The 26,411-nt window shown below is 44.0% G+C and carries 17 protein-coding genes; 16 read left to right on the top strand and 1 reads right to left on the bottom strand.

All coding sequences use genetic code 11. The annotated features are described in order from the left end of the window. Nucleotides 1-48: 48 nt before the first annotated feature. The 11 genes from V6984_RS02450 (at nucleotide 49) to V6984_RS02500 (ending at nucleotide 15,511) form a co-directional block, all read left to right on the top strand. Nucleotides 49-744: an ABC transporter ATP-binding protein gene (locus V6984_RS02450; RefSeq protein ID WP_342758228.1), complete on the top strand. Its 696-nt coding sequence runs from the start codon at nucleotides 49-51 to the stop codon at nucleotides 742-744. Then, a complete protein-coding gene (locus V6984_RS02455; protein ID WP_342758229.1) occupies nucleotides 728-3,088 on the top strand; it encodes an ABC transporter permease in 2,361 nt (786 codons plus the stop codon). Before V6984_RS02450 ends, V6984_RS02455 begins: the two co-directional genes overlap by 17 nt. A 190-nt stretch (nucleotides 3,089-3,278) precedes the next feature. Beyond that, nucleotides 3,279-3,860 carry a TetR/AcrR family transcriptional regulator gene (locus V6984_RS02460; protein ID WP_342758230.1) on the top strand — a complete coding sequence of 194 codons (582 nt, stop codon included), beginning with the start codon at nucleotides 3,279-3,281 and terminating at the stop codon, nucleotides 3,858-3,860. Continuing rightward, nucleotides 3,857-4,615: a CPBP family intramembrane glutamic endopeptidase gene (locus V6984_RS02465; protein WP_342758231.1), complete on the top strand. Its 759-nt coding sequence runs from the start codon at nucleotides 3,857-3,859 to the stop codon at nucleotides 4,613-4,615. The genes V6984_RS02460 and V6984_RS02465 overlap by 4 nt, the downstream gene beginning before the upstream one ends. Before the next feature lie 21 nt (nucleotides 4,616-4,636). Beyond that, nucleotides 4,637-5,500 carry a helix-turn-helix domain-containing protein gene (locus V6984_RS02470; RefSeq protein ID WP_342758232.1) on the top strand — a complete coding sequence of 288 codons (864 nt, stop codon included), beginning with the start codon at nucleotides 4,637-4,639 and terminating at the stop codon, nucleotides 5,498-5,500. A 124-nt stretch (nucleotides 5,501-5,624) separates the two neighbouring features. Then, on the top strand, nucleotides 5,625-7,697 hold the full coding sequence (locus tag V6984_RS02475; RefSeq protein WP_342758233.1) for a methyl-accepting chemotaxis protein: 2,073 nt from the start codon (nucleotides 5,625-5,627) through the stop codon (nucleotides 7,695-7,697). A gap of 437 nt (nucleotides 7,698-8,134) precedes the next feature. Then, nucleotides 8,135-9,931 carry a sensor histidine kinase gene (locus V6984_RS02480; protein WP_342758234.1) on the top strand — a complete coding sequence of 599 codons (1,797 nt, stop codon included), beginning with the start codon at nucleotides 8,135-8,137 and terminating at the stop codon, nucleotides 9,929-9,931. A 531-nt stretch (nucleotides 9,932-10,462) separates the two neighbouring features. Then, the gene (locus V6984_RS02485; protein ID WP_342758235.1) at nucleotides 10,463-11,914 is read left to right on the top strand and encodes an ABC transporter permease subunit; all 1,452 of its coding nucleotides are present in this window, start codon (nucleotides 10,463-10,465) and stop codon (nucleotides 11,912-11,914) included. 11 nt (nucleotides 11,915-11,925) lie between these two features. Further along, on the top strand, nucleotides 11,926-12,891 hold the full coding sequence (locus tag V6984_RS02490; RefSeq protein WP_342758236.1) for a carbohydrate ABC transporter permease: 966 nt from the start codon (nucleotides 11,926-11,928) through the stop codon (nucleotides 12,889-12,891). A gap of 70 nt (nucleotides 12,892-12,961) precedes the next feature. Further along, nucleotides 12,962-14,767 carry a hypothetical protein gene (locus V6984_RS02495; RefSeq protein ID WP_342758237.1) on the top strand — a complete coding sequence of 602 codons (1,806 nt, stop codon included), beginning with the start codon at nucleotides 12,962-12,964 and terminating at the stop codon, nucleotides 14,765-14,767. A gap of 120 nt (nucleotides 14,768-14,887) precedes the next feature. Continuing rightward, nucleotides 14,888-15,511, top strand: a complete 624-nt coding sequence (locus V6984_RS02500; RefSeq protein ID WP_342758238.1) for a YesL family protein — start codon at nucleotides 14,888-14,890, stop codon at nucleotides 15,509-15,511. Here V6984_RS02500 and V6984_RS02505 read toward each other — a convergent pair. Continuing rightward, nucleotides 15,506-17,083, bottom strand: a complete 1,578-nt coding sequence (locus V6984_RS02505) for a response regulator transcription factor (RefSeq protein ID WP_342758239.1) — start codon at nucleotides 17,081-17,083, stop codon at nucleotides 15,506-15,508. The genes V6984_RS02500 and V6984_RS02505 overlap by 6 nt on opposite strands. A gap of 172 nt (nucleotides 17,084-17,255) precedes the next feature. Here V6984_RS02505 and V6984_RS02510 point away from each other — a divergent pair, with 172 nt between their 5' ends. The 5 genes from V6984_RS02510 to V6984_RS02530 all read left to right on the top strand — a co-directional run bounded on the left by V6984_RS02510 (nucleotide 17,256) and on the right by V6984_RS02530 (nucleotide 26,396). Then, nucleotides 17,256-18,986, top strand: coding sequence for an ABC transporter substrate-binding protein (locus V6984_RS02510; protein WP_342758240.1), 1,731 nt, complete (start codon nucleotides 17,256-17,258; stop codon nucleotides 18,984-18,986). Then, nucleotides 18,970-21,045 (top strand): beta-galactosidase, encoded by a 2,076-nt coding sequence (locus tag V6984_RS02515; protein ID WP_342758241.1) that lies wholly within the window; start codon nucleotides 18,970-18,972, stop codon nucleotides 21,043-21,045. The genes V6984_RS02510 and V6984_RS02515 overlap by 17 nt, the downstream gene beginning before the upstream one ends. A gap of 599 nt (nucleotides 21,046-21,644) precedes the next feature. Then, complete coding sequence (locus tag V6984_RS02520) at nucleotides 21,645-23,120, top strand: alpha-L-fucosidase (RefSeq protein ID WP_342758242.1); 1,476 nt, start codon at nucleotides 21,645-21,647, stop codon at nucleotides 23,118-23,120. Between the two features lie 32 nt (nucleotides 23,121-23,152). Continuing rightward, nucleotides 23,153-25,339: a beta-glucosidase family protein gene (locus tag V6984_RS02525; protein WP_342758243.1), complete on the top strand. Its 2,187-nt coding sequence runs from the start codon at nucleotides 23,153-23,155 to the stop codon at nucleotides 25,337-25,339. 367 nt (nucleotides 25,340-25,706) lie between these two features. Then, nucleotides 25,707-26,396 (top strand): F0F1 ATP synthase subunit A, encoded by a 690-nt coding sequence (locus tag V6984_RS02530; RefSeq protein ID WP_342759929.1) that lies wholly within the window; start codon nucleotides 25,707-25,709, stop codon nucleotides 26,394-26,396. Nucleotides 26,397-26,411 lie beyond the last annotated feature (15 nt).

Raw genomic sequence — 26,411 nt, forward strand, 5'->3', positions numbered from 1 at the left:
TTGTAAGGTGTACCTGTTATTCTTTTCGGGAAGGGAGGTACTTGAGATATGGAAATTTTAAAAGTACAGCATTTAACAAAAACCTACGGAAAAGGTGAAAATCAGGTGAATGCCCTAAAAGATGTTTCTTTTACATTGGAACAGGGAGAATTCGCGGCGGTAGTGGGCGAATCAGGTTCCGGTAAAAGTACGCTTCTAAATTGCATCGGAGCCTTGGATACCCCTACTGCCGGAAATATCTATATGGACGGAAAAGATTTATTTTCCATGAAAGAGGAACAGCGCACTATTTTCAGGCGGCGCAATATTGGCTTTGTATTTCAGTCATTTCAGTTAGTCGCGGAATTGACTGTGGAGCAAAACATCATGTTTCCGATTCTTTTGGATTACCGTAAACCGGAGCAATCGGCAGTGAATGAGATTTTAGAAGTCTTAGGGCTGAAAGAACGCCGTCATCACTTGCCAAGCCAATTATCCGGAGGTCAGCAGCAGCGTGTTGCAATTGGACGGGCGCTGATTACAAGACCTAAACTGATCCTTGCTGATGAACCCACCGGAAATCTGGACAGCAAAAACAGTCAGGATGTGATAGATTTACTGGTTAAGGCATCACGCCACTACCAACAAACGATTTTAATGATAACACATAACAATAATCTGACCGCTTCAGTAGACCGTGTGCTGCGTGTTTCAGATGGTGTGCTGACTGATTTGGGAGGGAAAGAGAATGAAAAGTTATCTTGACCTTGTTCCCATTTCAGCCAAAGTTCATAAAAGGCAGAATAGAATGTCTGTATTTTGCATTGTGTTAGCGGTGTTTTTAGTCACAGCTATTTTTGGTATGGCCGATATGTTTATACGCAGCCAGATTATGCAGGCGCGTATGGAGGGTGGTAACTGGCATGTGGCGGTTAAAAACATAAACGAAGAACAAGCAAAAATAATTTCTGTACGACCGGAGGTAACTGCCTCTTCCTGGTATGGTATCCTCAATTACCGGGGAGATCAGGGCTACAAGTTATCGGGTAAAAACGTGGCAATTTTCGGAAGCGATAAAGCGTGGATTACAGAAATGCAAACGGGTGTCATCCATGAGGGAGGCTTTCCCCAAAAGGCCGATGAGGCCATGGTGACGGAAAATGCAAAGGCCATGCTTGGACTGCAAATCGGAGATCCGATTTTAGTAGATACTCCTGATGGAACGAGCCTTGAATTTACTATTTCCGGCTTTATGGAAAGTTTCTCTAAAATATTGAAAGAAGATTCCTATGCGGTTTGCCAGACGACCAAGGCGTTGCGCTCCATATATCCCGGAGTCACGAATGGTGAACCTGAAGATTATAACAGCGTCTTTTATGTGCAGTTTTCCACTCATAGCAATATAAGGAATACGATTGCTGATATGAAGTCTCAGCTTGGACTTTCAGACGAGCAGGTTTCGGAAAATACGAAGCTGCTGGGTTTACTTGGTCAAAGCGGAAATTCTTTCATGCTGCAAATTTATAGCTCGGCAGCTGTTTTGTTTTTATTAGTTTTACTGGCGGGCATTATGATGATTGCAAGCAGTCTAAACAGCAATGTCGCGCAGCGTACAGAATTTTTTGGAATGATGCGTTGTATTGGTGCGACGCCGAAGCAGGTGATGAGATTTGTCCGAAAAGAAGCCCTTGGCTGGTGTAAATTTGCGATTCCGTTGGGCATTTCAACAGGAGCGGTTGTAATTTGGATTTTGTGCGCTTTACTTCGTTTTCTCAGTCCGGAATATTTTGCCGGAATGCCAACCTTTGGAATAAGCCTTCCAAGTATCGCAGCCGGTATCTGTGTAGGCATCCTGACGGTTCTTCTGGCGGCTCGTTCCCCGGCAAAAAGGGCAGCAAGCGTTTCACCGTTAGCCGCTGTATCAGGAAATGCTAATTTTTTACATCCTGTACGCAAAGCGGCTAATACAGCTGTTTTCAAAATAGATACTACCCTTGGTTTGCATCATGCAAAAGCGAGCAGAAAGAATTTTATTTTGATGGTCGGTTCCTTTTCGTTGAGTATCATTCTCTTTCTGGGGTTCTCGGTCACGGTTGATTTTATGCATCATACGCTTACGCCCTTGAAGCCATGGACACCGGATTTATCTGTTGTAAGTCCTGACAATACATGCTCCATCAGTAATACATTCGTAAAAGAATTTCGGGATAACTCAGCGATCGATCGGGTATATGGGAGAATGTTCGCTTACGATCTGACTGTTACAGTAAACGGGGAAGAAAAAAGGGTGGATTTGATTTCTTATGAGGAAAACCAGTTTAAGTGGGCAAAGGATTATTTGCTCGAGGGATCTTTGGATACCGTTCAAAACGAGGACAACACGGGACTGATTGATTTTGAACAGCAAAATACCATAAAATCCGGAGATACGGTAACGCTGCACATAGGGGGGAAAACTGCGGATATAAAAATTGTCGGCTCGCTCTCATCCAGTCCTTTTAACAATGCTCCTGACGTTGGAACAATTATCTGTTCTGAAAATACCTTCAGGCAGTTAACCGGACAAACGGATTATACGATTATAGACTTGCAGTTATCTGAGAATGCAACCGAAGCTGACGTTGATGAAATTCACAGATTAGTTGGTATAGAGGTTACCTTTTCCGATGAACGCTCCGGGAATCGCAGCGTAACAGGCTCTTATTACTCTTTTGGATTGTTTATCTATGGCTTTATGGCTTTAATTGCTTTGATTACCATATTCAATATAGTAAACAGTCTTGCAATGAGCGTTTCATCCCGCATGAAACAGTATGGTGCATTTCGTGCCATCGGTTTAAGTAATAGGCAGCTAATAAAAATGATTATTGCTGAGGCTGCGACCTATGCAATCACAGGAAGTATTTGCGGCGGTGCTGTCGGATTAATAACGAACAAGTTTTTGTATACGAGGCTGATAACCTTTCGCTGGGGCGAACATTGGGATATTCCATTTGCAGAAGTTACCATTATCATAGCAATTGTAGTTGTATCTGTTATCTTAGCTATACGAGGCCCGGTAAATAGGATTCGCAATATGTCAATTGTAGATACTATCAGCGCGCTATAATATTAAGCAATTACTAACCGGCTCGGTTTAAACGGGGCCGATTTTATTTGCGAAAATAAAAGCCTGACATCTCATCAGTTATGATTGAACTTATATCATATCGAACAATATTATTGACAACGGTCAGTTGAGATGGTAAAGTATCATATGATACGTAACGTTAGTTTCTTAATGAGAGAAGGAGGATGTTTTGCCGCCCAGAATAAGAATTACACAAGATCAAATTATAAATACATCCATTGGCATTGTTAGAGAAAAGGGCATGGAGAGCTTGAATGCCCGTGCAATAGCAGAGATGATCGGATGCTCCGTACATCCAATATTCCGCGTATATAAATCGATGGACGGATTAAAAGAAGAAGTTTATCAAGAGACAGAAAAAATATATAATGCAGCAATGTACGAAGCTATGGGTGATCCTGATAACGGGTTTTTAAATATAGGTTTAGCATATATTGAATTTGCAAAAAGGGAAAAGAATTTATTTAAGCTGTTATTCATGTCAGATGCATTCAAAAGTAAAAGCATGCTGGAAATTGTCGATTCAACAGAAGGTGATGATGAAGTTCTGGAAATGATAAGCAGAATGACCGGCTTAGATAAACCGTTTTCTCGGGAATTGTATGCGGGAGTCTGGCTTACAGCACATGGTATTGCATCGATGTATGCAACAAATAATTGCCGTTTTAGTGATGATGAAATAAGAAGATTATTGAATAATTCATTTAAGGGATTGATGATGAAACTGAAGAGTGAAGAAGGAGAAAAATGATGAAAGAACGGGTCAGGAAAAGGCATCCATATATATGTGCGATAGGTGCGGCATTTTTATGTACATTTATGACGGGATTGGGAACTGCAATACCACAGATTTTAAACTTACCAATAGAAATGCAGCTTATTGTAACTACTATCTTTTTGATTTTTTCTGTTTTCATAAGTCTGTTCATAATGAATAAAACAGGGCTGTCATTTATAGATTGCGGGTTCAGGCTGGAAAATAAGAATACACTAAGGAAAGCTATGTATTACATTCCGCTGATTGCGATAGAAATAATAGCCATATTATTATTAGGATTTTCATCGGAAATAACAGTAAAGCAATATATTGTTCTTTTACTGTTTGTGATCGCAGTAGGATTTAATGAAGAAATATATTTTAGAGGAATTGTATATAATTATCTGCTTGTAAAAGGAAGTAAAACTGCTATTATTTTTTCATCAATTATATTTGGTTTATTGCACATAGCGAATGCCTTTAACGGGAAAAATTTAGCGTACCTCATATTACAAATGATTTTTGCATTTCTGGTTGGCTTTGTTCTTGCCGAAATAGTAAATATTACGAAAAGTCTGTGGTTTCTAATTATCTGGCATGCACTTCATGATTATATTGCAAGTATAACCCGTGAAGATTTAGAAATAAAAGCGATTGTCGTATTGGCTTTACAGGTATGTATATTAGTGATCTATGCAATTATTATGTGGAAAGCGAACAAGAAATTTGACTCAGACACGACTCAATAGACGGCAGATAAGGAGGGGCTAATGGATTTTTATAAAATATATAAACCAATAACAGCCGCTCCCTTCGCACATGGCCCCGACTATATGGAATTCGAGCCGTGCGACGCGCTGAAACCGTTTATCAGGTGTTTCTGGGGCAGCAGCAAGCCTTACATACAGCCGGAGACGGACATCCCTACGCAAGGACTGGTAACGCCGGATACCTGCATGGACATCATCTTCGATGTCAATTTCACAGAAAATACTCTGAAAGGAAGCTTTTGCGGAATTGATGACAGCTCTTTCTTTACCAGTCGCATAAACGACAGGAGAATGGAACTTTCCACCTTCGCCATCCGCTTTTATGCGTGGAGCGCAGTTCTCTTCTCAGAGGAGTCTATGAAGGATGTTAAAAATGGATTCTTTAATGTGGATTATCATTTTTCCAGGCTCAGGAAAGAACTTTATCCGCTTTTGTTCGACATTATAAATATAGAGGATAGGATTGCCATTGCGGAGAGGTTCTTATTACAAAATTTCCGTCCGGAAAAAAGCAATCCTGTTGTCATGGAAGTGGTGTATGAGATTCTGCAAAGAAAAGGAAATATCAGGATCGAACAGCTTTCCCGGGACATTCACATAAGCGGCAGGCACTTGGAACGGATTTTCCGGGAAAATATAGGGGTTTCTCCCAAAAAGTTCTCCTCTCTTATAAGGTATCAGTATTTATGGCACGATATGCTGTTTCGAAATGACTTCAATGTTCTCGATGCGGTATACGAGCTTGGCTATACGGATCAGGCTCATCTTGTAAACGATTTCAAGCAGTTTCATACCATGTCCCCTCAGGAGGCGAAAGGCTTCGCAATGAAGGATATCCTGCAGAAAACCGATGTAAAAAAATAGCGGTTTAAGTAATAGATATTAAAAAAATGCGGTAAAAAGAGTGAATTTTATCCGGTAAATTTCCTTTATTTTCTATGCTAATATAGAAAAGGTGAAAAAGAATCTGTCAAAGGGGACGGTGGCGATGATAGGAAAAAAGGAAACGGAAAAAAAGGCGCAGAAGAAAAAGGCTAAAAGAGGTCTCAGCCTAAAGGTCCAGCTTACGGCTGGATTCCTGATACCCGTGTGCATGGTAGCCTTGGTGGGGAACTTTGCATATAACAAGGCTTCAAAGGGCATGCTGGATAATTACGGGGAATCGGCGAGGACGGCTTTACAGATGACTGCCAAGCTTCTGGATTTCGGTTTTGAATCGGTGGATGCGGATTCTATACAGCTATTTAACGATTCCAATATAACGAATTATGTGTCGGATACTTATAAGAGCGATCAAAATGCTAAAAATGACGCGCTTACAAAAGCGCAGGCCTTGATAGCAACAAAACAAAATAGCAACAAGTTCATCAAAGATATTATTATCGTTACCGCAGACAATCTGAATGATTTGGCAACGGTCACCGGGAAGGGCGACAAGACCGGATTCTACGAAAGCTTTATGGCGGAGAGCAAAGAGACTGCGGACAATGCAGACAAGTCGAAGACTTGGGCGGGGGAGCACCCGGTATTGGATTCGCGGTTCGGAACGAGCGGCGATAATTATATCTGCTCCCAGTATCGGATGGTGAGCTCCAAAAATGCATGCGTGGTCATCGATGTCAGCGCCCAGAGAATTGAAGAAATATTAAGTGATTTAACCCTTGGGGATGGGAGCATCATCGCTTTTGTCACGGCGGATGGGCGGGAAATCTATTCCGGTGAAAATAACGGTTTTACTTTTTCAGACAAAGAATATTACAAGAGCGGCTCTGAAGAGGAAAGCGGCAGTTATAGCCGCGATGTGGAATACGACGGTAAGGAATACCTCTTTATGTACAATAAGTGCGAGATGAATCAGGCGGCTGTCTGTGCTTTGACGCCCAAGGACAGCTTGATGAAGGAAGCGCTGAGCATTAAGAACGGAATATATCTATGGGTATTTCTATCCTGCGTGGTGGTATTGATTGTCGGTGCGGCAATCATGTTCGGAATCAGCAGGAATATGGGAAGTATAACGAGAAGGCTTGCCAAGGTTTCTCAGGGAGATCTGACGGTGGATATGCGCATCCGTGACAGAGCGGAATTCGGCAGACTCAGCGGACATATCATGGAGACGATTTCCAATACGAAGAAGCTGATTATGGAGGTAAGGGATACCTCTCTTCAGGTAAACGGCTGCGTAGGCAATGTAAAGCAGGCGGGGACGGAGCTTAAGGCGTCTACGGAGTATATTCAGGGAGTTATGAAGGAAATCGAAGGCGGCGTAGGAAGTCAGGCGCAGGATGCAGAGCAGTGTCTTGAGAAGATGGACTCTTTGTCCGACAAAATATTGAGCACGGTAGAAAATGTAAAGGAAATGGAAGGCTTGGCGGACGATACCCGCAAAATGATAGGCGAAGGAACGAAAGGAATGGACACGCTTATCGCCCAGTCCACAGAAGCGGGAGAGATAACGGGACAGCTTTCCGGGAAAATAAAGCAGCTATCTGAGAAAATTAACAGCATACGGATACTTACCGATACTATCGATGAGATTTCCGAGGAGACCACTCTGCTTTCCTTGAACGCCTCCATAGAAGCGGCAAGGGCAGGAGAGGCAGGAAAAGGATTCTCAGTAGTGGCGGAGGCTATTAAGAAGCTGGCGGACAGTGCGAAGAACTCCTCGGAGGAAATAAGAAAGGTTATCGAAGCCATCGAAGGAGTTTCCGATGATACCATCAAGGCATCGGGAAAAGCCGGCAGAATCGTGGAATCACAGGGGGCGGCGGTAGAAGAGACGAGACGCAGGTTCTCCGATATGAGCAGGAACATGGAAAAGCTGCTGCAAAATATTTCCGTAAGTGTCCGGGATGTGGAAGGGATGAACGCCAATCGCAGCGATACTTTGAATGCAATTGAAAGCATATCAGCGGTATCGGAAGAGACGGCAGCATCGGCGGTCTGTGTGGATGAAACAGTTAACAAGCAGGTGCACCAGGTGGAACAGTTATCAGAAGCTACGAAAGAGCTGGAAAACAAGATGGATGAGCTGCTGGAAGCTATCCAAATGTTTATTGTTTAAACGAGCAGAACAAATTGCATTACACCGTTACGGTAACCTCTTTATTTCCGCTTCCCGTCAGCGCGATAACAGTGTCTGCGCCATCCTGCGATAAATCGCCTTCTGAAGCGGAAATCCTTTTCACATTGATAAGCCGTAACTTACAAGGTCCGGAAGCGGCGATAGATACTTTAACAGCATTTCCGGCCTCTCATCAGTATGCCCAAGGGCCACAATAGAATTTTCTTTCACCATAAGAGGAATACTTGTATACCCGTGAGTTTCGGTAATCCAGGCAGGTCTTATCCTCGGTATATTCCGGAACCATGCTTCTCATAGCAGGAGTTCCGATTGCCGAGGTGCCCACCGCCTTTTTTTGCTGTTTACAAATGATTCGGGTATTTATATACTAAAGGGTAGAATGCCGGAGAAAAAGGCAAACAGACAGGAGGTGCGCAGTGAAGATACAGATGTTCGGAGGAATGAAAAAGGCAAATATAAAGAAACAGCTCTATACCATATATTTTGTTGCCGTTATTCTTCCTATAACGCTTATCGGTTCGTTTCTTCTCATAAATACGTATAGACTGCTTACCAGTTATCACCGGGACCTGTTGGAATCTGATAATCTCCGGGTGAAAAATATACTGTTTGAAATAACCACGCAGGTTTACAACATATCCGAAGAGCTGGCCTTTAACGAAGATATAAGGGCTATTCTAAAAGACAATTACTTTTTTAAGAAAAGTTTTGTCCAAGAGGTGGATGCACTCTCTTCTCTGGACAGTTATAACACGAATTATGCAGAAATCGATGAGATAGCGATATATGCGGACAACCCTACCTTGAATGATTATAAGCAATTTCATTATGTGAACGAAGAGATAAAGGCACAGGAGTGGTATCAGCTGGCAGTCAAACAGTCAAGCGTATTCTGGACGCCGATGACGGATACCGATAAATATGGGAATGAGTATTGGAATCTCTGTCTGGTCAGGAAGGTCCCCATTATCAACTCCAAATATAACGCGGTATTGGTCATCAAGCTGTCTGATAACTATCTTAAGACGAGAATAAGCAGTAAAGAATATGAAACCATGGTTTCCGTAGACAACGGACCGGTTTTCTTCAGTTCGGATAGATCGGCCTATGGAAAAGCGCAGGAGGTCTATATAGATTATGAGGACAATTACTACCGCCATGTGGGGAACATACAGCTTGAGGATGAAGTATGCTTTGTGGATGTTTCCACGCTGCCGCTTTACCAGTCGGATTCTAAAATATATATAAGTACCATGAGTGGTCAGGCTTATTCCAATATCAAGAGCATTATTTATATTTGCCTTGCTATTATTGTGTTTTCTATTTCAATTACGGGAATTATTATACATTTTTTTACTACTTATTTTACCTCCCGGGTGCTCACGTTAAGACATGCGATGCATCAAGCCAGCAATGAAGACTACGAAATCACAGATTCTGTAAACGGGCAGGATGAGCTTTCGGAGGCCTTTTCTGACCTGGAGGTCATGGTACAGAAGATTAAGCGTAAGGATGCGGAGATGTACGAAGCCAGCATTAAGGAAAAGGAGCTGGTTAACGAACAGCAGGAGATGGAATTCAAGATGCTGGCCAGCCAGATCAATCCTCACTTTCTCTATAATACACTGGAGACCATCCGCATGAAGGCATTTACTGCAGGAGACAGAGAGGCGGCTACGTCCATAAAGCTGCTTGGGAAATCCATGCGGTACGTATTGGAAAATACGGGTACCGCCTTCACTACACTTACTAAGGAAATCGAACATGTGATGACCTATCTGACGATACAGAAAATGCGTTTCGGCGATAAATTCGAAAGCTTTTTTTGCATCGCGGATGACGTGCAGACAAAGTCGCTGTACATATTGCCTTTGCTTCTGCAGCCAATCGTGGAAAACGCCCTTTTGCACGGATTGGAGGAGAAGGAATCGGGCGGGGAAATAACAATCTCCATATATAAGAACGAGGAGCTTTTTTTTATCGATATAGGGGATAATGGAAGGGGAATGTCGGAGCTGGAGCTGGCTGCTCTTCGCAAAAACGTGGAGATTAAAGATGTGAGCAGAAACAAGAGTATCGGGTTGTATAATATCAATCAGAGGATAAAGCTTTGCTATGGAAAAAGTACAGGGATCCGCATCAACTCCGAGCTGTATAAAGGGACTACAGTACGAATTATGCTGCCTTTGGAAAAGATGAAAATTTTAAGGTAATTTTAATCAAGTATTTGCGGTATTTTTATTTATTACAATTTTTTATAATGAATACATCATCGAACGAAACTGTTCTTTGATGTATTTTTTGTGTAATAGGATTAGGGTGTCAAAAGGTCCTTTATAAATACATTCTGGTCAATATGTTTAAACAAAAAGAATGACTGCGCCTATGTAAATATTTAGAAGTTCTTTCTCTGGATATTTGAGCCATAACAGAAAACAAAACTGTTTGAGCGCAGCGAGTTTTTTGTTTTCTGGCATGTTTGGCGCGAATAGACTGAGAATTAGAACTTCTTATATATTGGAATTCGGAGCAGGAGTCTTTTTGTTTTGAGCATATTGCCTAGAGACGTTCGCAAAAGGACCTTTTGACACCCTAATCGTAATAGGAAACTGCTCCTATTATATAAAATGGATGCGCTGATACGCGCGCAGAACAAAAGCTTTGCGGACGAAGTGCTTGCCCGCGGGGGTGTGCGAAGCACACTTTTGTTCTATCATAGAGAATCTGGAAAGGAATGAAAGCGAATGGTAGGAAGTAAATCACCAAAAGATCTGATGGGAGATAAACTCTTTTATGTGATAAGAATTGCTGTTTTGCTAGCGGTAATATTTTTGTTTGTACCCGGCCTTAATCCGGCCAAAGTTAGCGGCCTGATCAATAGGAACCTTTCACTGTTTACATCCGGTATATCTTACTCCACACTGACAGAGGATTTTGGAAGGGCGATAAAAAAGGAGTGGGTACAGGAATCTACCCTGCAGCTACTTTATATATCGTCTATGTCTATATGCATTGGAGCTGCGGCAATGGGAGCAGGTGGATGTATGACTCTTGGCAGTCTGAAGTTCAAGAGGCTGAGTGCGCTGACTGCTGCGATCGGCGGAGGGCTGGAAATGATAGGGTTGGCGGGAATCTTTATTTCCTACAATCAGATTTCCATGACTACCAATGTTAAAAAAGTAGAGCCTCAGTTTCAAAGTGGTTTTTGGATCATACTTGTGGTAGCGGCAGTAGTTCTGGCAGCTTCTTTGCTGGAGCTGTTTCTATTGCCGAAAGCGTCAAAGGAGGATAAATATAAGGTTGAAGCAAAATATCAGTTGTTTCTCATGTTCATGCCATTTATCGCGTTAATTGCGGTATTCTCCTACCTTCCTTTATTGGGGTGGAGATATGCATTCTTCGACTACAAAGTGGGAGATACCTTGAGTATGAATAATTTCGTGGGCTTCAAGTGGTTCAGGGAATTGCTTAAGAATCCCGCTACGGTGAGGGATATTGGCAGGGTGCTTAAGAACACTTTGGTAATGAGCGGACTCGGCATAGCGACCAGCTGGCTGCCAATGGCCTTTGCTATCTTTCTATCGGAAATAAAAAACATTAAATACAGAAGATTCGTTCAGGTATTTACCACTATACCTAACTTCATAAGCTGGGTTCTGGTATACGCAATTGCTTTTTGTATTTTCTCTACGGACGGCTTTGTCAGCAGTCTGTTCGTCAATATGGGAATATGGGATCAAGGAGCCAATCTTTTGATGAGCGGCGAGCATACATGGCTGAAAATGCTTGGCTGGGGACTTTGGAAAGGAGTTGGCTGGAGTGCCATCATATACATAGCGGCAATCTCCGGCATCGACCAGCAGCTCTATGAGGCGGCAAAAGTGGACGGAGCGGGAAGATTCCAGAGAATGTGGCATATCACGGTGCCGGGCTTGATCCCGACCTTCTGCGTGCTGCTGCTGATGGCTGTGGCAAATATTTTGAGCAATGGCATGGATCAGTATCTCGTGTTTGAGAATGCTACGAATACAAATGCGATCATGGTTTTGGATTTGTATGTTTACAGGCTGGGCATCGGGCAAGGCTCTATTCCGCTGACCACGGTAATCGGTATGGTGAAATCTATTGTCAGCGTTACCCTGCTGTTTGCTGCAAATGGAATTTCTAAACTCATTCGCGGCGAAAGTATCGTATAGGAGGTGAGGATATGGCAAGAACAGCACAGGAAAAAGCGGACATAAAGGCAGAGAAAAGGTATGAAAAGAAATATAAGCACAGCTTTCATTTAAAGCCCGGAGATATTATTTTCAATATACTTAACTACTTTGTATTTGGATTATTCGCGTTGGCGTGTACGTTTCCGTTTTATTACATATTTATCAATACAATCAGCAATAATGACCTCGTAATCAAAGGAGTGATCAATTTTATTCCAAGAGGTTTGCATCTGAGCAACTATATGGCACTGATTAACGTAAGTGATTTGTCCAATGCGTTTATTGTGTCAATAGGACGAACGGTCATTGGTACGGCACTTATGGTGGCAGCTTCGGGCTTCGTCGGCTATCTGGTAACGAAGCAGGAGATGTGGGGAAGGAGATTCTGGTACCGTTTCCTCATTATAACAATGTATTTTAATGCAGGCTTGATTCCATGGTTTCTGAATATGCAGATGCTGGGACTTACCAATACGTTTCTGGCATATATCATTCCGGGAATTGTAGTGCCCTATAATATTATCCTGGTCAAGACATACATAGAATCCATTCCGGCGGAGCTGGAAGAGAGCGCGGCGATAGACGGTGCCACCTACATGACCATATTCCGCAAAATCATATGGCCCTTAAGCAAACCGATTCTTGCGACCATTGCTATTTTCGGGGCGGTAAACCACTGGAACTCCTTTACGGATTCGCTGATCCTGATGCAGTCTGCACCGAAACTGTATACCTTGCAGCACAGACTTTATATTTATCTGAATACTGCATCCAACCTTAAGGCCCTGATGGAATCAGGAGGTCAGGTCAGTGATGCGGTACTCAAATCCGCCATGAGCGGTAAGGTTATAAAGTATACCATTTCTATGGTAACCGTTATTCCTATCCTATGTATCTATCCGTTCATGCAGCGGTATTTCGAAAAAGGTATTATGCTCGGGGCGGTAAAGGGATAAGGAAAACTAAAATAAGTATCAACCGTAAAAATACGGTTTCAATACACAAATAAAAGGAGGAAGAAAAAGAATGAAGGCAAAAAGGATTACAGCATTGCTTATGGCAGCGGTAATGACGGCTTCCCTTGCGGCCTGCGGCGGCACAAGTACCACGGCGACTACTGCGCAGCCGGAGGATGAAGTGGCAGATGAGGAAACAACCGGAACAGAAGACGCAGCGGGGGAAGCAGCGGATACGGAGGCGGCAGATTCGGATTACGATGCTCTGCTGGCAGATATCATTCCTGAGGAAACAGTAACCCTGGATGTATTTGATCAGCTGGCAAATTATTCCGGAGAGCAGATCGGATGGTTTGGCCAGATTATGCTTGAGAAATTTAACGTTAAGCTGAATCTTATTCCCGATCCAGAGGGCGGCGGCGTATATGAGACCCGTATGGAATCCGGTAATTTGGGTGATTTGGTAATCTGGGGACAGGACGGAACCGAATATCTCCAGGCGGTGGAGAAAGGAATGCTCTTTGACTGGAATGAAGAAGATATACTCTCCGATTATGGTCCGTATATCACAGAGCATATGCCCTATGCACTGGAGAAAAACAACAATCTTTCCGGCGGAACAACCTACGGTATCGGCCATGACATTGCAGTAGACCCTACGGCTCGTCAGGATTTTATGTATACGTGGGATTTGCGCTGGGATCTGTACAAAGAACTGGGCTATCCTGAAATTAAGAATCTGGACGATATGGCGAATGTCCTCGCTCAGATGAAGGAAATTTGTCCTACGGATGACAATGGAAAGACCACATACGGAGTAGCGTTATTTAACGATTGGGATGGAAATATGGCGATGTATGTGAAATCGCTGGTTACCGCGTATTACGGTTATGATGAGTTCGGCTTCGGCTTCTACGATCCGGTAGAGCAGAAATACATTCCTCTTATGGAAAAAGACGGCCCTTATATGGAGGCCCTGAAGTTCTATAATGGATTATATCGTCAGGGATTGTTGGATCCCGATTCCCAGACACAGAAATATGATGGTATGCAGGCTGATTATCAGAATGGTACGGCATTTCTCAATATTTTCAATTTCCTGGGTTCCGCTTTTTACAATTCAGAAAGTCATGCGGCAGATGGGAAAGCGATGTTCCCTTGTCCGCCTTCAGAGGCAACGCCTATCTGCTATGGTCAGAACGTATACGGATCTAACAGAGTTTGGTCAATTGGTGCAAAAACGGAATATCCGGAGTTATGCATGGCAATTATCAACTGGCTGGCAACTCCGGAAGGCCGTATGACGGTAGAATATGGCCCTAAGGACGTATGCTGGTATTATGATGAAAGTGGCATGATACAGTTTACTGATCTGGGACGTGCGGCTAAGATGGATATCAAGACGGAGATGAGCGACGGCTATTCAGGAACCTTTGATGACGGAAGCTTTAAGATGAACAATACCACATGGGGAATCGATGCGGCGAATCCGGATTCCAGCGGTGAGACCTATAACTACAGAAAATGGGAGAGCTTCACAGCGGATCCGCAATCCGATATAGAAGCGGATTGGAGAGACTACACAGGAGCGAAAACCCCCGATGAATATATGGGAACAACCAATTTCAAGCTGTCCCTGGGAACTGCTTATTCTGAGTCTCCCAGATCTGACGAGCTTATGGTTCTCTGGAATCAGGTAGCAACATGCGTTAGAACAGAATCATGGAAAGCGATTTATGCGAACTCCGATGATGAATTCAACAGTATAATAGATGGCATGATTACACAGGCAAAAGATTATGGATACGATCAATGCGTAGAATTCCAGCAGAATGAGGCAACGCTGAGAAAAGCTGCGGAAGATGCGGTAAAATAATAGACTTTTAAAATAGCAGTAATGAGCAGTGTATAATAGGTGATAAATAGTTGTCAGGCGTTCTAGGGCTCCCAATGCGGGGCCTTAGAATTTCTGGTTTGAAAGGAATGTGATAAAACGATGAAGTTTTTCAGTGTGGATAGTTCTCTCTATCGCTTTCTATCGCGATTTTTAGATGTAATGAAGTTGAATTTTCTCTGGATTCTGTTCAGTCTCCCTGTCGTAACCATGGGAGCTTCCACGGCAGCAGCCATGTCGGTAGCATTGAAAATGGCGGATGATGAAGAAGGCTATATCGGAAAGGACTTTATAAGGGCGTTCAAAGAAAACTGGAAGCAGGGAACCCTGCTGGGAATCATTACTATTATCGCGTTCTACGCTGTCTATCTGGATTTTGAATTAATGCGGGCATCGGAGGATGGCTCCGTGCTGCTTCTCATTATAGGGATCGTATCGGCCTTCATAGTGACTATGGCACTTTCTTATTCATTCCCGCTTATCGCCCGGTATGAGAACACTCTTACCAGATCTATTCAGAATTCCCTGCATATCTCGAGAAGGTTTTTCGGACGCACACTTCTGATGCTGATCGTGATCTGGATAGAATTTCTCGTCTTGCAGTTTAATGAAATTATGTTGTTTTTCGCAATCGTCATGGGACCCGGACTGATTATTTTTACGATAGCAGCCTTCAGTAAGCGTATCTTTGTAATGCTTGAGAAAGAAATGGAGACGGAATCATAATGCACCTTCATCCTCCAGCTTTTTACGATATTCGGCAGGACTCATGCCGATATATTTTTTGAATTTCTTATGAAAATAATCTACGTTCTTATATCCCACCTGCTCAGAAATTTCGTAAACTTTCATGTTTTTTTCCTTCAGCAGTCCGAGAGACTGATCGATTCTCTTATGATCCACATAAGAATTGAAGCTTTCGCCCAGATGCTTGTTGAAAATCTTGCCCAGATAAGCACTGTTGTAACCAAAGAGCGGAGCGATGCTTTCCAGTTTAATATTTTTTTGAAAATTGTGATTGATGTAATAAATAATATCATCCAAAACGGTATCGCGGGAAGGATTGCCGGTGGCATTCATAATCATATCCGTCATCTCCGAAATGTAGAGAATGATCTCATACAGGTGATGACAGCCTTCGATATGGGAAATGACCTCCGCATTGTTGGGAAAAGGGATATCAGGGCTGCCGTAGGTATGATTTATTTTTTCCTTGATGCGCAGATACAGGTCTGTCAGAAACAGCTTCACAGAGGAGATGTCGTTCTTTACTCCGTACAGATAGTCTTCCAGTCCGGACAATGTTTCTGCCACCATGCGGCGGTTGAAGGCCAGCAGATAGCCGGTAAGTCTGTCGCTGTATTCCGTTAAAAGTCCGTTATCTATTTCACGGTTGAGGCTTTGCACGTCGGGAAGTTCTTCGAACCCCAGTGTATGCTGTCCCTGGATACAGAAAAATCTCCTGTTTTTAAGTGCTGATGCCTCTTCGTAGGAAAGATGTATATCTTCCAGAGATACTACCGGATGGCCGTAGGCAAGAAAGAGGGAATCCAAGGGGCTTCCGTCCTGAAGACAGGAGTTTTCGTAGTGTGACAAAAAATCCTGAAATTTATTGATTGCAAAACTCCCTTTTAAAAGAATCACTTCATTATTGCCTTTTTTAAAATAGTCGAAGGTATGATTCCCTTTATTGGTTATCTTCAGCAGTTCGGAAAAACTATAGCCGGGGCCCGAAGGATTGCTGCTGAATTTCTCGTAGATGACTACCTGATAAACGTCCGAGGTAAGATGCAGCTCTTCCAGCTCGGATTCGGTAAGATTAATAGGTTGTTCAGAGTCGTACATTCCGGTAATCACTTCATAGATAATGGATTCTCTGGCCTTACTTTTGAACAGTGCAATATTATCGGACCTGTTTTTTTCAGCGACAAGAGTTTCCTTGATTTTCTCCACCGCCCGCTGAAGCTCCTCCTCCTCGATGGGTTTCGTGAGATAGAAGCTGGCACCGTAACGAATGGCCGTCTGCGCATAAGCGAAATCGGAATAGCCGCTTAAAATGATGAACTTTCCCCGATATCCGTTTTCTCTCGCAATGCGGATTATATCCGTACCGTACATTTTCGGCATACGGATGTCCAGGAGCACAAGGTTTGGTTCGGTCTGCAAAATGGTCTGCAGAGTATCCTCTCCGTTAGACGTTTCCCCACAGATGGAAAAGCCCATATTCTCCCAATCCATAATATATTTAAGTCCTTCCCGGATGCTGGCTTCATCGTCTGCAATCAATACCGTATACATAAACTACCTCCCGATTTAATTACAGTATAAATGAGCATTTTTCTGTTGTCAATTTTATGAAAAAACTATAATTTACCCGGTATATGATATTTAATTTTCTTCGTATTTTATTAGTAAAAATATTGTTATAATTTAAGTAAAAATGCTTTGTCTTGGTGAAAGGGGTGTGGGTATGAAGCGGGAAAAGTATTGTTCGGTTATATGTATTATTTTCCTTCTGTTTCTGATGGGGTGTGGGTTAAAGATGGATCTGAGTTACGATGAACCCCTGGTTGTAGATGTATTTGACAGTGTGGCAAATTACGAGGGAATGCAGTCGGGATGGTTTGCCAAGGTGGTGAAGGATGATTTCAACATGGAATTAAACGTAATTGCCCCGAATGTAGCGGGAGGAGGTAACACACTTTTTGATATACGCTCAGCCGCAGGCAATCTGGGGGACCTGATCATATGCAACGGAGAGGAAGATACTCTGCAGAAGCTGGTGAATTCCGGACTGGTGTTGAATATGGAACCTTACTTGAAGGATAAGGAAATCATGCGTTTTGAGTCTGCGATAAAAGATGTGAATAGAAATTTATCTCCTGAGGGAATATATGCCATTCCCTCAGAGGTATCCCTGAATTCACCGATGACGCCGAGCGAGGGCTTGGAGCCTACCTATGGTCCGTATCTGCGCTGGGATTTATACAAGAAACTGGGCTATCCTACGATTGGCACCCTGGAGGATTTGCTGCCTATTCTTACTCAGATGCAGAAGCTGGAACCCTTTGCGGAAAACGGAGAAAAAACATATGCTTTTTCCTTTTTCAAAGATTGGGACGGCAATATGATGAATGCAGCTAAACAGCCTTGCTGCTTCTATGGATGGGATGAGTTGGGCTTCCTGCTTCTGAAGGCGGACAGCGATGAATATCAAAGCATCATCGATTCCGATTCTATGTACGTGCGTGTTCTGAAATGGTATTTCGAAGCGAACCAATTGGGTCTGGTAGATCCTCAGTCGCAGACACAGAGCTATAATGATGTTGCCCAGAAGTATGAGGATGGGCAGGTGCTATATTCCCCATGGCCGTGGGTGGCACAGATAGAATACAACACTCTGGCAAGAAGGAATGAAGGAAAAGGCTTCATGATAGCAGATATGGAAGATATGAATATATACTCTTATGGATGTAATCAGAGCGGGAGCCGCAAAACGGTTATTTTAGTAGGCTCCCATACGAAGGATCCTGAACGGCTGATGGACTTTGTTGACTGGATGTATTCTTCGGACGGTATACGCAGTATCGGCCCTCAAAGCTCTGCGGGCACTGCGGGGCCGGAAGGATTGTGTTGGGAATACGACGAAAAGGGTGCTCCCCGGCTGACTGAGTTTGGCGAGAAAGCACTGTCGGATCCCGAATCAGAAATGCCGGATGAATGGGGAACCGGAACGTGGGCGGAAGGAATCTCCGTACTTAACTTCATGCCTGTGGCCCCCTGTGAGGTGGATGAGGACGGCTATCCATACGCGTACCGGCTCTGGGATTCCGTCCGGGATATGGAAGAGACAGCTTTGGAAAAAGACTGGAAAGAGGTCATGCAGGCGGATAACACCCGGGATTTCCTCTTAAAGAATGACAAGATGGTTGTTTCCCCGGGCTGCAATTTTACATATACAATCAGCTCGGAGATAGAAACGCTGCGGGGACAGTGCAGGAATGTGATTCAGAAATATTCATGGGAAATGATATTTGCTGAGGACGAGGCCGAATTTTATCAGTTATTGAGCAAGATGCAGAATGAAGCGCTGAGCCTTGGCTACGACAAGGTAGTAGAGGTGGATATCAAGGATGCCCTGAGTTTTCAGGCGGAGCGTATCAGAGTGGTGGAGGAGTATGAAAATGATAGAGAGCAGTAAAGTGAAAAAGATTCTTTATGGAGGAGATTATAACCCGGAGCAGTGGCCAGAGGATATATGGGAAGAGGACATGAGGATGTTACGTCTGGCAAGTATAGATGTGGTGACCTTGAATGTGTTCAACTGGGCGATGCTGCAGCCTCATGAGGATGTTTACGATTTCGGTAAGCTGGATAGGATAATGGATATGGTAAGAGAGAACGGCTTAAAGGTCTGCATGGCTACTTCCACGGCAGTTCATCCCGCATGGATGGCGAGAAAGTATCCTGATGTTCTGCGTACCGAGCATAACGGAATAAGGAGGAAGTTCGGCAGCAGACATAACTCCTGCCCTAACAGTCCCACCTATCGGAAATATTCCGTTCTTCTGGCGGAGAAGCTGGCCGGCAGATACAAGGACTACGATAACATCGTGGCGTGGCATGTTTCCAATGAATACGGCGGAGAATGCTACTGCGAGAACTGTGAGAAGGCCTTCCGCAGATGGCTGACGGAAAAGTACGGTACCGTTGAGGAACTGAACCGCGTATGGAATATGGCCTTCTGGGGACACACCCTCTATGATTTCGAAGATGTAGTAGCGCCTAATATGCAGTCGGAGGAATTTCTCTGGGATACGGTGAGGACGAATTTCCAGGGAATCTCGCTGGATTACCGCAGATTCATGTCGGACAGCATGCTATCCTGCTACCGCATGGAATACGAAGTATTAAAAAAATATATGCCGGATGTCCCGATCACCACCAACCTGATGGGTTTCTACAAGCTCTTAGATTATCAGAAATGGGGCCGGTATATGGACTTCGTGTCATGGGATAACTACCCCTCTTTCGACACGCCCGTCTCGGAAAGCGCCATGAATCACGAGCTGATGCGCGGATTAAAGCAGGGAAAGCCCTTTGCTCTCATGGAACAGACTCCGGGAGTAAGCAACTGGCAATCCTTCTGCACGCTGAAACGCCCCGGAGTTATGCGTCTTTTAAGCTATCAGGCAATAGCGCACGGCTCAGATACCGTGATGTTCTTCCAGATGCGAAGAAGCATCGGAGCCTGTGAAAAATATCACAGTGCGGTCATAGACCATGCAGGGCACGAGAATACAAGAGTGTTCAGGGAAGTAGCAAAGCTGGGCGAAGAACTGAACAAGCTGGGCGGCCAGACTCTGGGAACGAGAACTGCCGCAAAAGCGGCAATTGTAATGGATTGGGACAACTGGTGGGCATCCGGATATTCCGCCGGCCCCAGCAGGCTCATCGATTATAAAAAGGAAATCTTCTGCTATTACAGAGCATTTTATGAAAATAATATCCCGGTAGACATTATCAGCGTGACGGACGACTTGTCCATTTATCGCTTGGTAACGGCTCCCCTTCTATACATGTGCAAGGAGGGCTTCGACGAAAAGGTCCGCTCCTACGTAAAGGACGGCGGCCGCTTCCTCACCACATATTTCAGCGGCTATGTAGAGGATCATGATCTGGTAATAACCGGAGGCTATCCCGGAAAGCTAAGAGACATCCTCGGTATTTGGGTGGAGGAATCTGATGCCATTCCCGAAGGAAAGCATAACTCCTTCTTATACAAAGGGGAAACCTATCCCGCCGAGGTACTCTGCGACCTTCTTCATTTAGAAGGCGCTGAAGCTCTCAGCCGGTATCAGGAAGATTTCTATGCGGGAATGCCCGCGCTGACGAGCAGCCACTACGGAAAAGGCCGGTCCTATTACGCAGCGACCCGTTCCACCCCCGAATTCTACCGCACCTTCGTCAAGGATATATGCGAAGAAGCGGAGATTCCCTCTCTGCTGCAGATACCGGCAGGCGCGGCTGATGGCATTGAAATTTCATCCCGAGAAAACGAGACGGACAAATTCCTGTTCATATTAAACCACAATGATAAAGCTGTTAATTTAACTATAACGCTAAGTGCCCCGTCAACTGACATTTTGACCGAAACCACCTATTTACCAGGAGCTTCTATAACCATTCAAGCCAAAGATGTGGTGATTTTGAAGAGTGCGAGGGAGTGTGAGAGGGGTGTGAAATTTCCTGCACAATAGGGAAGCTGTGGAGGAAGGCCGGGTATGGTAAAAGGTTTCCGACTCTGATTATGCTAAACACTGCGCTGAGCGAAGAGCAGAAATTCTTTCAGCAGAGGCTTCAAGAATTCCTTTGTCTCAGCTCCGCAGCATAAAATCGCCGGAAACCTTTTCCATACCCGGCTTTCCTTATCGCGAGTTTTGTGAATTGTGCAGGAAATTGCCAAGGTTTTCGAATACCTCATTTCACAATCTTCGGTGGAAGAAAAAAAGACGAAGTGTGTTGAATCACTGTAAAATTGTAACATTAAAGCTGTCGCGACCTAATTCGTAACGTTGCGTGAGACTTTCTTCGGGGTTCCGGTTTGGAGTCGTGTAGTAAGCGGGCATATTTTCTTAATGAAACCGTTCAATAATCAGGGAAAACACCGCATGGAAGCGGTGTTTAGGCAGCACAGTACATGGATGTATTTTGCTGCCGACCCGTCCGTTATTATCACCTTCACAGTTTCATTTAGAAAATACGCCCTCTTACGTCAGACGAGAAACCGAAACCGCCGAAAAAAGTCTCTCAAAACCTACCTAATTATCATACAAATTGAAGAAAGTGAGACTAAAATATGAACAACAAACAATACTTATCCCAAATAGAAGCCGCCATTCAAAACGGCCCCTACGCCCCAACATGGTCTTCCCTGTCGGAATACGAAATCCCCAGGTGGTTCAAAGACGCCAAATTCGGCATCTTCATCCATTGGGGCCTATATAGTGTTCCTGCTTTTAATAACGAATGGTATTCCCGCAACATGTACATACAGGAAACTCCCGAATACCGGCATCACATCGACACCTATGGCCTCCATAAGGATTTCGGTTACAAAGATTTTATCCCCATGTTCACCGCCGAGAAATTCAGCGCTGAGGAATGGATAACCGCTTTTAAGGAAGCAGGAGCGAAATATATCGTTCCGGTCGCAGAGCATCATGACGGATTTCAGATGTATCCCTCCGAGCTTTCTCACTTCAATGCAGCGGAAATGGGGCCTAAAAAAGACATTATAGGAAGTCTGAAGGAAGAAGCGAAAAAGCAAGGTCTTGTATTTGCCGCGTCTTCCCATAGAGCGGAACACCAATGGTTTATGGGAAACGGCAAGGACTTTGAAAGCGATATAAAGGAGCCGCTGAAAAGGGGAGATTTTTACTGGCCCTCCGTACAGCAGCAGCCGGATCAGCAGGATATTCAGTCGGAACCATATCCGGACGAGGAATATTTGGAGGACTGGCTGCTTCGAACCTGTGAGCTGATCGATAAGTATCATCCCAGACTCCTTTACTTCGACTGGTGGATACAGCACGAGGCATATAAGGAGCAGGTCAGGAAGATGGCTGCCTACTATTATAATAAAGGAGAGGAATATGGATTTCCGGTAGGGATTTGTTATAAGCAGGAGTCTCTTGCTTTTGGGAGCGGTATCGTGGATGTGGAGAGAGGAAAATTTTCCGAGGCAAAGCCTTATCCCTGGCAGACAGATACCGCTATTGCACGCAATTCCTGGTGCTATACAAATACCCTCGATTATAAGACCGGGAGGGAAATCATATGCTATCTGTGCGATGTGGTCAGCAAGAACGGCAGTCTTCTGTTGAATGTAGGACCGAAAGCTGACGGTACGATAGACCGGAAGGATAGGGATATATTGAAGGAAATCGGGCAGTGGCTTTCTATAAACGGTGAGGCTGTCTACGAAAGCAGATGCTGGCGTTTTGCGCAGGAAGGGCCTACGGAAGAGAAGGAAGGGCAGTTCAGCGATGGGAAGGAAACCGTCTATACCTCACAGGATTTCCGGTTTACGGCAGCGCATGGAAATATTTATGCTATCTGCATGAGTTATCCCAAAGACGGCAGAGTGACCATTCGTTCTCTTTATAAGGAGAAAGACTTGAATAAGCCGGTCTTTCAAGGTATACTTCATAAGATATCTGTTTTGGGAAGCGAAGAAGCAATATCTTTTATAAGAGATGGGGAGGGACTTCATTTTCAGACCAGGACTGTTGAAAGCGATTATCCTGTGGTTATTAAAATAGAAGTGGAATAATTCACGAATTTAAAAGGAGCAGGAGTATAAAGATGAAGGTAAGCATAGAAAATAAGGAGAAAGCGGAGCTTTTGTTAAAGCAGCTCACGCTGGATGAAAAAATAGGAATGATTCACGGAGACGGGCTGTTTCATACAAAAGGAGTAGAACGGCTTGGTATACCGCCGCTTTATATGTCCGACGGGCCTATGGGAGTTAGGGCGGAGTGGGAAAATGACGCGTGGATCCCTATAGGACACTCTCAGGATGCCTGCTCTTATTTGCCCAGTAACTCTGCAATCGCGGCCACCTGGAACAAGGAGCTGGCATATGAATGCGGCAGCGTGTTAGGAGAAGAGGCCAGAGGAAGAGGGAAGGATATCATTCTGGCACCCGGTATCAACATTAAGAGAAGTCCGTTAAATGGAAGAAACTTTGAATATATGAGTGAGGACCCTTATCTGACCGCGAAGCAGTGCGTAGAAGTGATTAAGGGAATTCAAGAGCATGACGTGGCAGCTTGCGTGAAACATTTCGCCATGAACAGCCAGGAAACTGAGAGGTTATGGGTAGATGTGGAGGTAGAGGAGAGGGCCCTCCGCGAAATATACCTTCCGGCTTTTCGTGCGGCAGTGGATGAGGGCAATTCCTATTCCCTGATGGGAGCCTATAATTTGATACGCGGGCAGCACTGCTGTGAAAGCAAACTGCTTTTGAACGAAATACTGAGGAAAGAATGGGGCTACGAAGGATTGGTGGTTTCTGACTGGGGAGCGGTGCATAAGACGAAGGAAGCGGCGGAAAGCGGTTTAGATGTGGAGATGTCAGTAACAAGCAATTTCAATGAATATTTTATGGCACAGCCCTTGAAGAAGGCCGTGGAGGACGGAGAGATAAGCGAGGAGCTTGTGGATGAGAAGATTCGTCATATCCTCTGGCTGATGCTGGAACTTCATATGTTCGATGTGGATAAAAAGGAAGAAAAGACGGTAAAATGTGGAAGGAAGAGCGGATGCTATAATACCCCCGGGCATAGAGAAAAGACGTTGGATGCGGCGAGGGAATCCATCATTCTTTTAAAGAATGAGAATAATATACTCCCTCTTAAGAAAGAAAAAATCGATAAACTTCTCCTCATTGGTGTGAATGCAGATCGGATGCACTCAAACGGAGGAGGAAGCGCGGAAATAAAAGCACTTTATGAAATCACGCCGTATATGGGATTGGCGAACCAGCTCGGCGGAAACTGCGAGATCAAATATATCGAAGGATATTTTGAGGAAAAGAAAATACAAAGCGAGGAAAACTGGCAGGAGAGCAGCCTGGAGGCCGACGGCGGAAGAAAACGCACCGGGGATGCAGAAAGTGAAGCTGCTTTGAAGAAAAGAAAAGAACTGCTCGATGAAGCTGTGAAATATGCAGAGGAATATGAGCACGTTATTTTCGTCGGAGGTCTGAATCACGAATACGATGTGGAAGGACAAGACAGAAGCGACATGAAACTTCCTTATGGACAGGATGCAATGCTGGATGCAGTTCTTTCGGTGAATCCGGATACGATAGTAGTGATGATTGCAGGCTCCCCGATAGAAATGAGCAGATGGGAGAACAAGGCGAAAGCTATCGTCTTTAGCTTTTATGCAGGAATGGAGGGCGGCAGCGCCCTGGCGGAAGTTCTGCTGGGAGAGGTTAACCCTTCGGGAAAACTGCCGGAAAGCTTTCCTTATACTTATGAGGACTGCAGCGCTCATAAGATAGGAGACTTTGCGAAGAAGGATTTGCTTCATTATAAAGAAGGAATGTACGTGGGTTACCGATACTATGAGAAGAATAAGATACCTGTGCAATATTGCTTCGGCCACGGTCTTTCTTATACAGAATTTGTCTATGGCAACATGACGGCATGGATGAAGACTGACGGACCGGACTGGCGGGTAGAGGTAAGCTGTGACATTAAGAATGCCGGAAAAAGAAAAGGAAAGGAAATCATACAGCTTTATATTAAGGATAAAACAAATAAGGTGGATAAGCCTGTTAAGGAGCTTAAGGGCTATGAGAAAATAGAACTGGAAGCAGGGGAAACGGGTAGAGTAAGCTTTTGCCTGAGAGAGGAAGACTTCGCCTACTATGATCAGAAGGCGGAGAAGTTTGAGACAATTTCCGGAAATTATGAGCTGATTCTGGCAGCATCCCTTATGGACGAGCGTCTGCGGGAGGAGATAGAGCTCTCGTTTTCCTGAAATAGCAAAACGGAAAAAATTCGTAAAATTTGTTCTCTTTTATGTGCTCATTTTAATGATAATATTTCAAAAAATGCAGATTTATAAAAACAAGATTAAAAACTAACAAAGATGATAGCCTCATTTTTAGTAAAATTTAATAAATTTTAACAAAGTTAAGAAAATGTTAAGAGATTGCAGCTTGGATTAACGAATAATTGACAAAGCAAAAAGCAAGTAATAGAATGACATCGATTACACAAAAGATTACGTTGGATTTCGTACAAATGGTGGCGGTTATCTACAATGCTGTGCTATAATGGTTGGAAATGTTGTAACCGTGTATTAATGATGAAGAATGTACGGAGAAGGAAAGGATGTGAGGAGCATGGATGCTTTCGTTGAGTCCTTACTGGGAGAACTGAATTGCGAGGTCGTATTTACGATTCCCCTTTTCGGTGGAATTCCCGTTTTGGAGTCGGTGGTGGTCACTTGGATAATTATGGCTGTATTGACGTTGGCTTCGATTATACTCGTGCGGAACCTGAAGGTGGAAAATGTAGGGCGAAAGCAATTGATGTTGGAGACGGCCATCGGAGGTTTATATGGATTTGTTGAGGGGTGTGTTGGACACCGTGGGAGGAAATACATTCCGTATTTGATTACTGCAGCGCTGTATATCGGCATGGCAGATTTAATAGGATTGTTTGGTTTTAAGCCTCCGACAAAGGATTTGAATGTAACGATAGCACTGGCGCTCATAAGTATTATGCTGATTGAGATAGCAGGTCTGAGGCAAAAAGGACTGAAGGGCTTTTTAAAAAGCTTTGCCCAGCCTATTGCCATAATGCTTCCTATCAATATTTTGGAAGTATTTATACGGCCATTATCCCTTTGCATGCGGCTTTTTGGTAATGTGTTGGGATCTTTCGTAGTAATGGGGCTGATCAAACTGATCGTACCGGCTGTTGTGCCAGTTGCATTCAGCTTGTACTTCGATATTTTCGACGGTTTGATTCAGGCGTATGTTTTCGTGTTTCTGACTTCTCTGTTTGTCGGAGAAGCTGTAGAAGATTAATAAAAATAAAATTAC

This window comes from Kineothrix sp. IPX-CK, assembly GCF_039134705.1.
Classification (GTDB): Bacteria; Bacillota; Clostridia; order Lachnospirales; family Lachnospiraceae; genus Kineothrix; species Kineothrix sedimenti.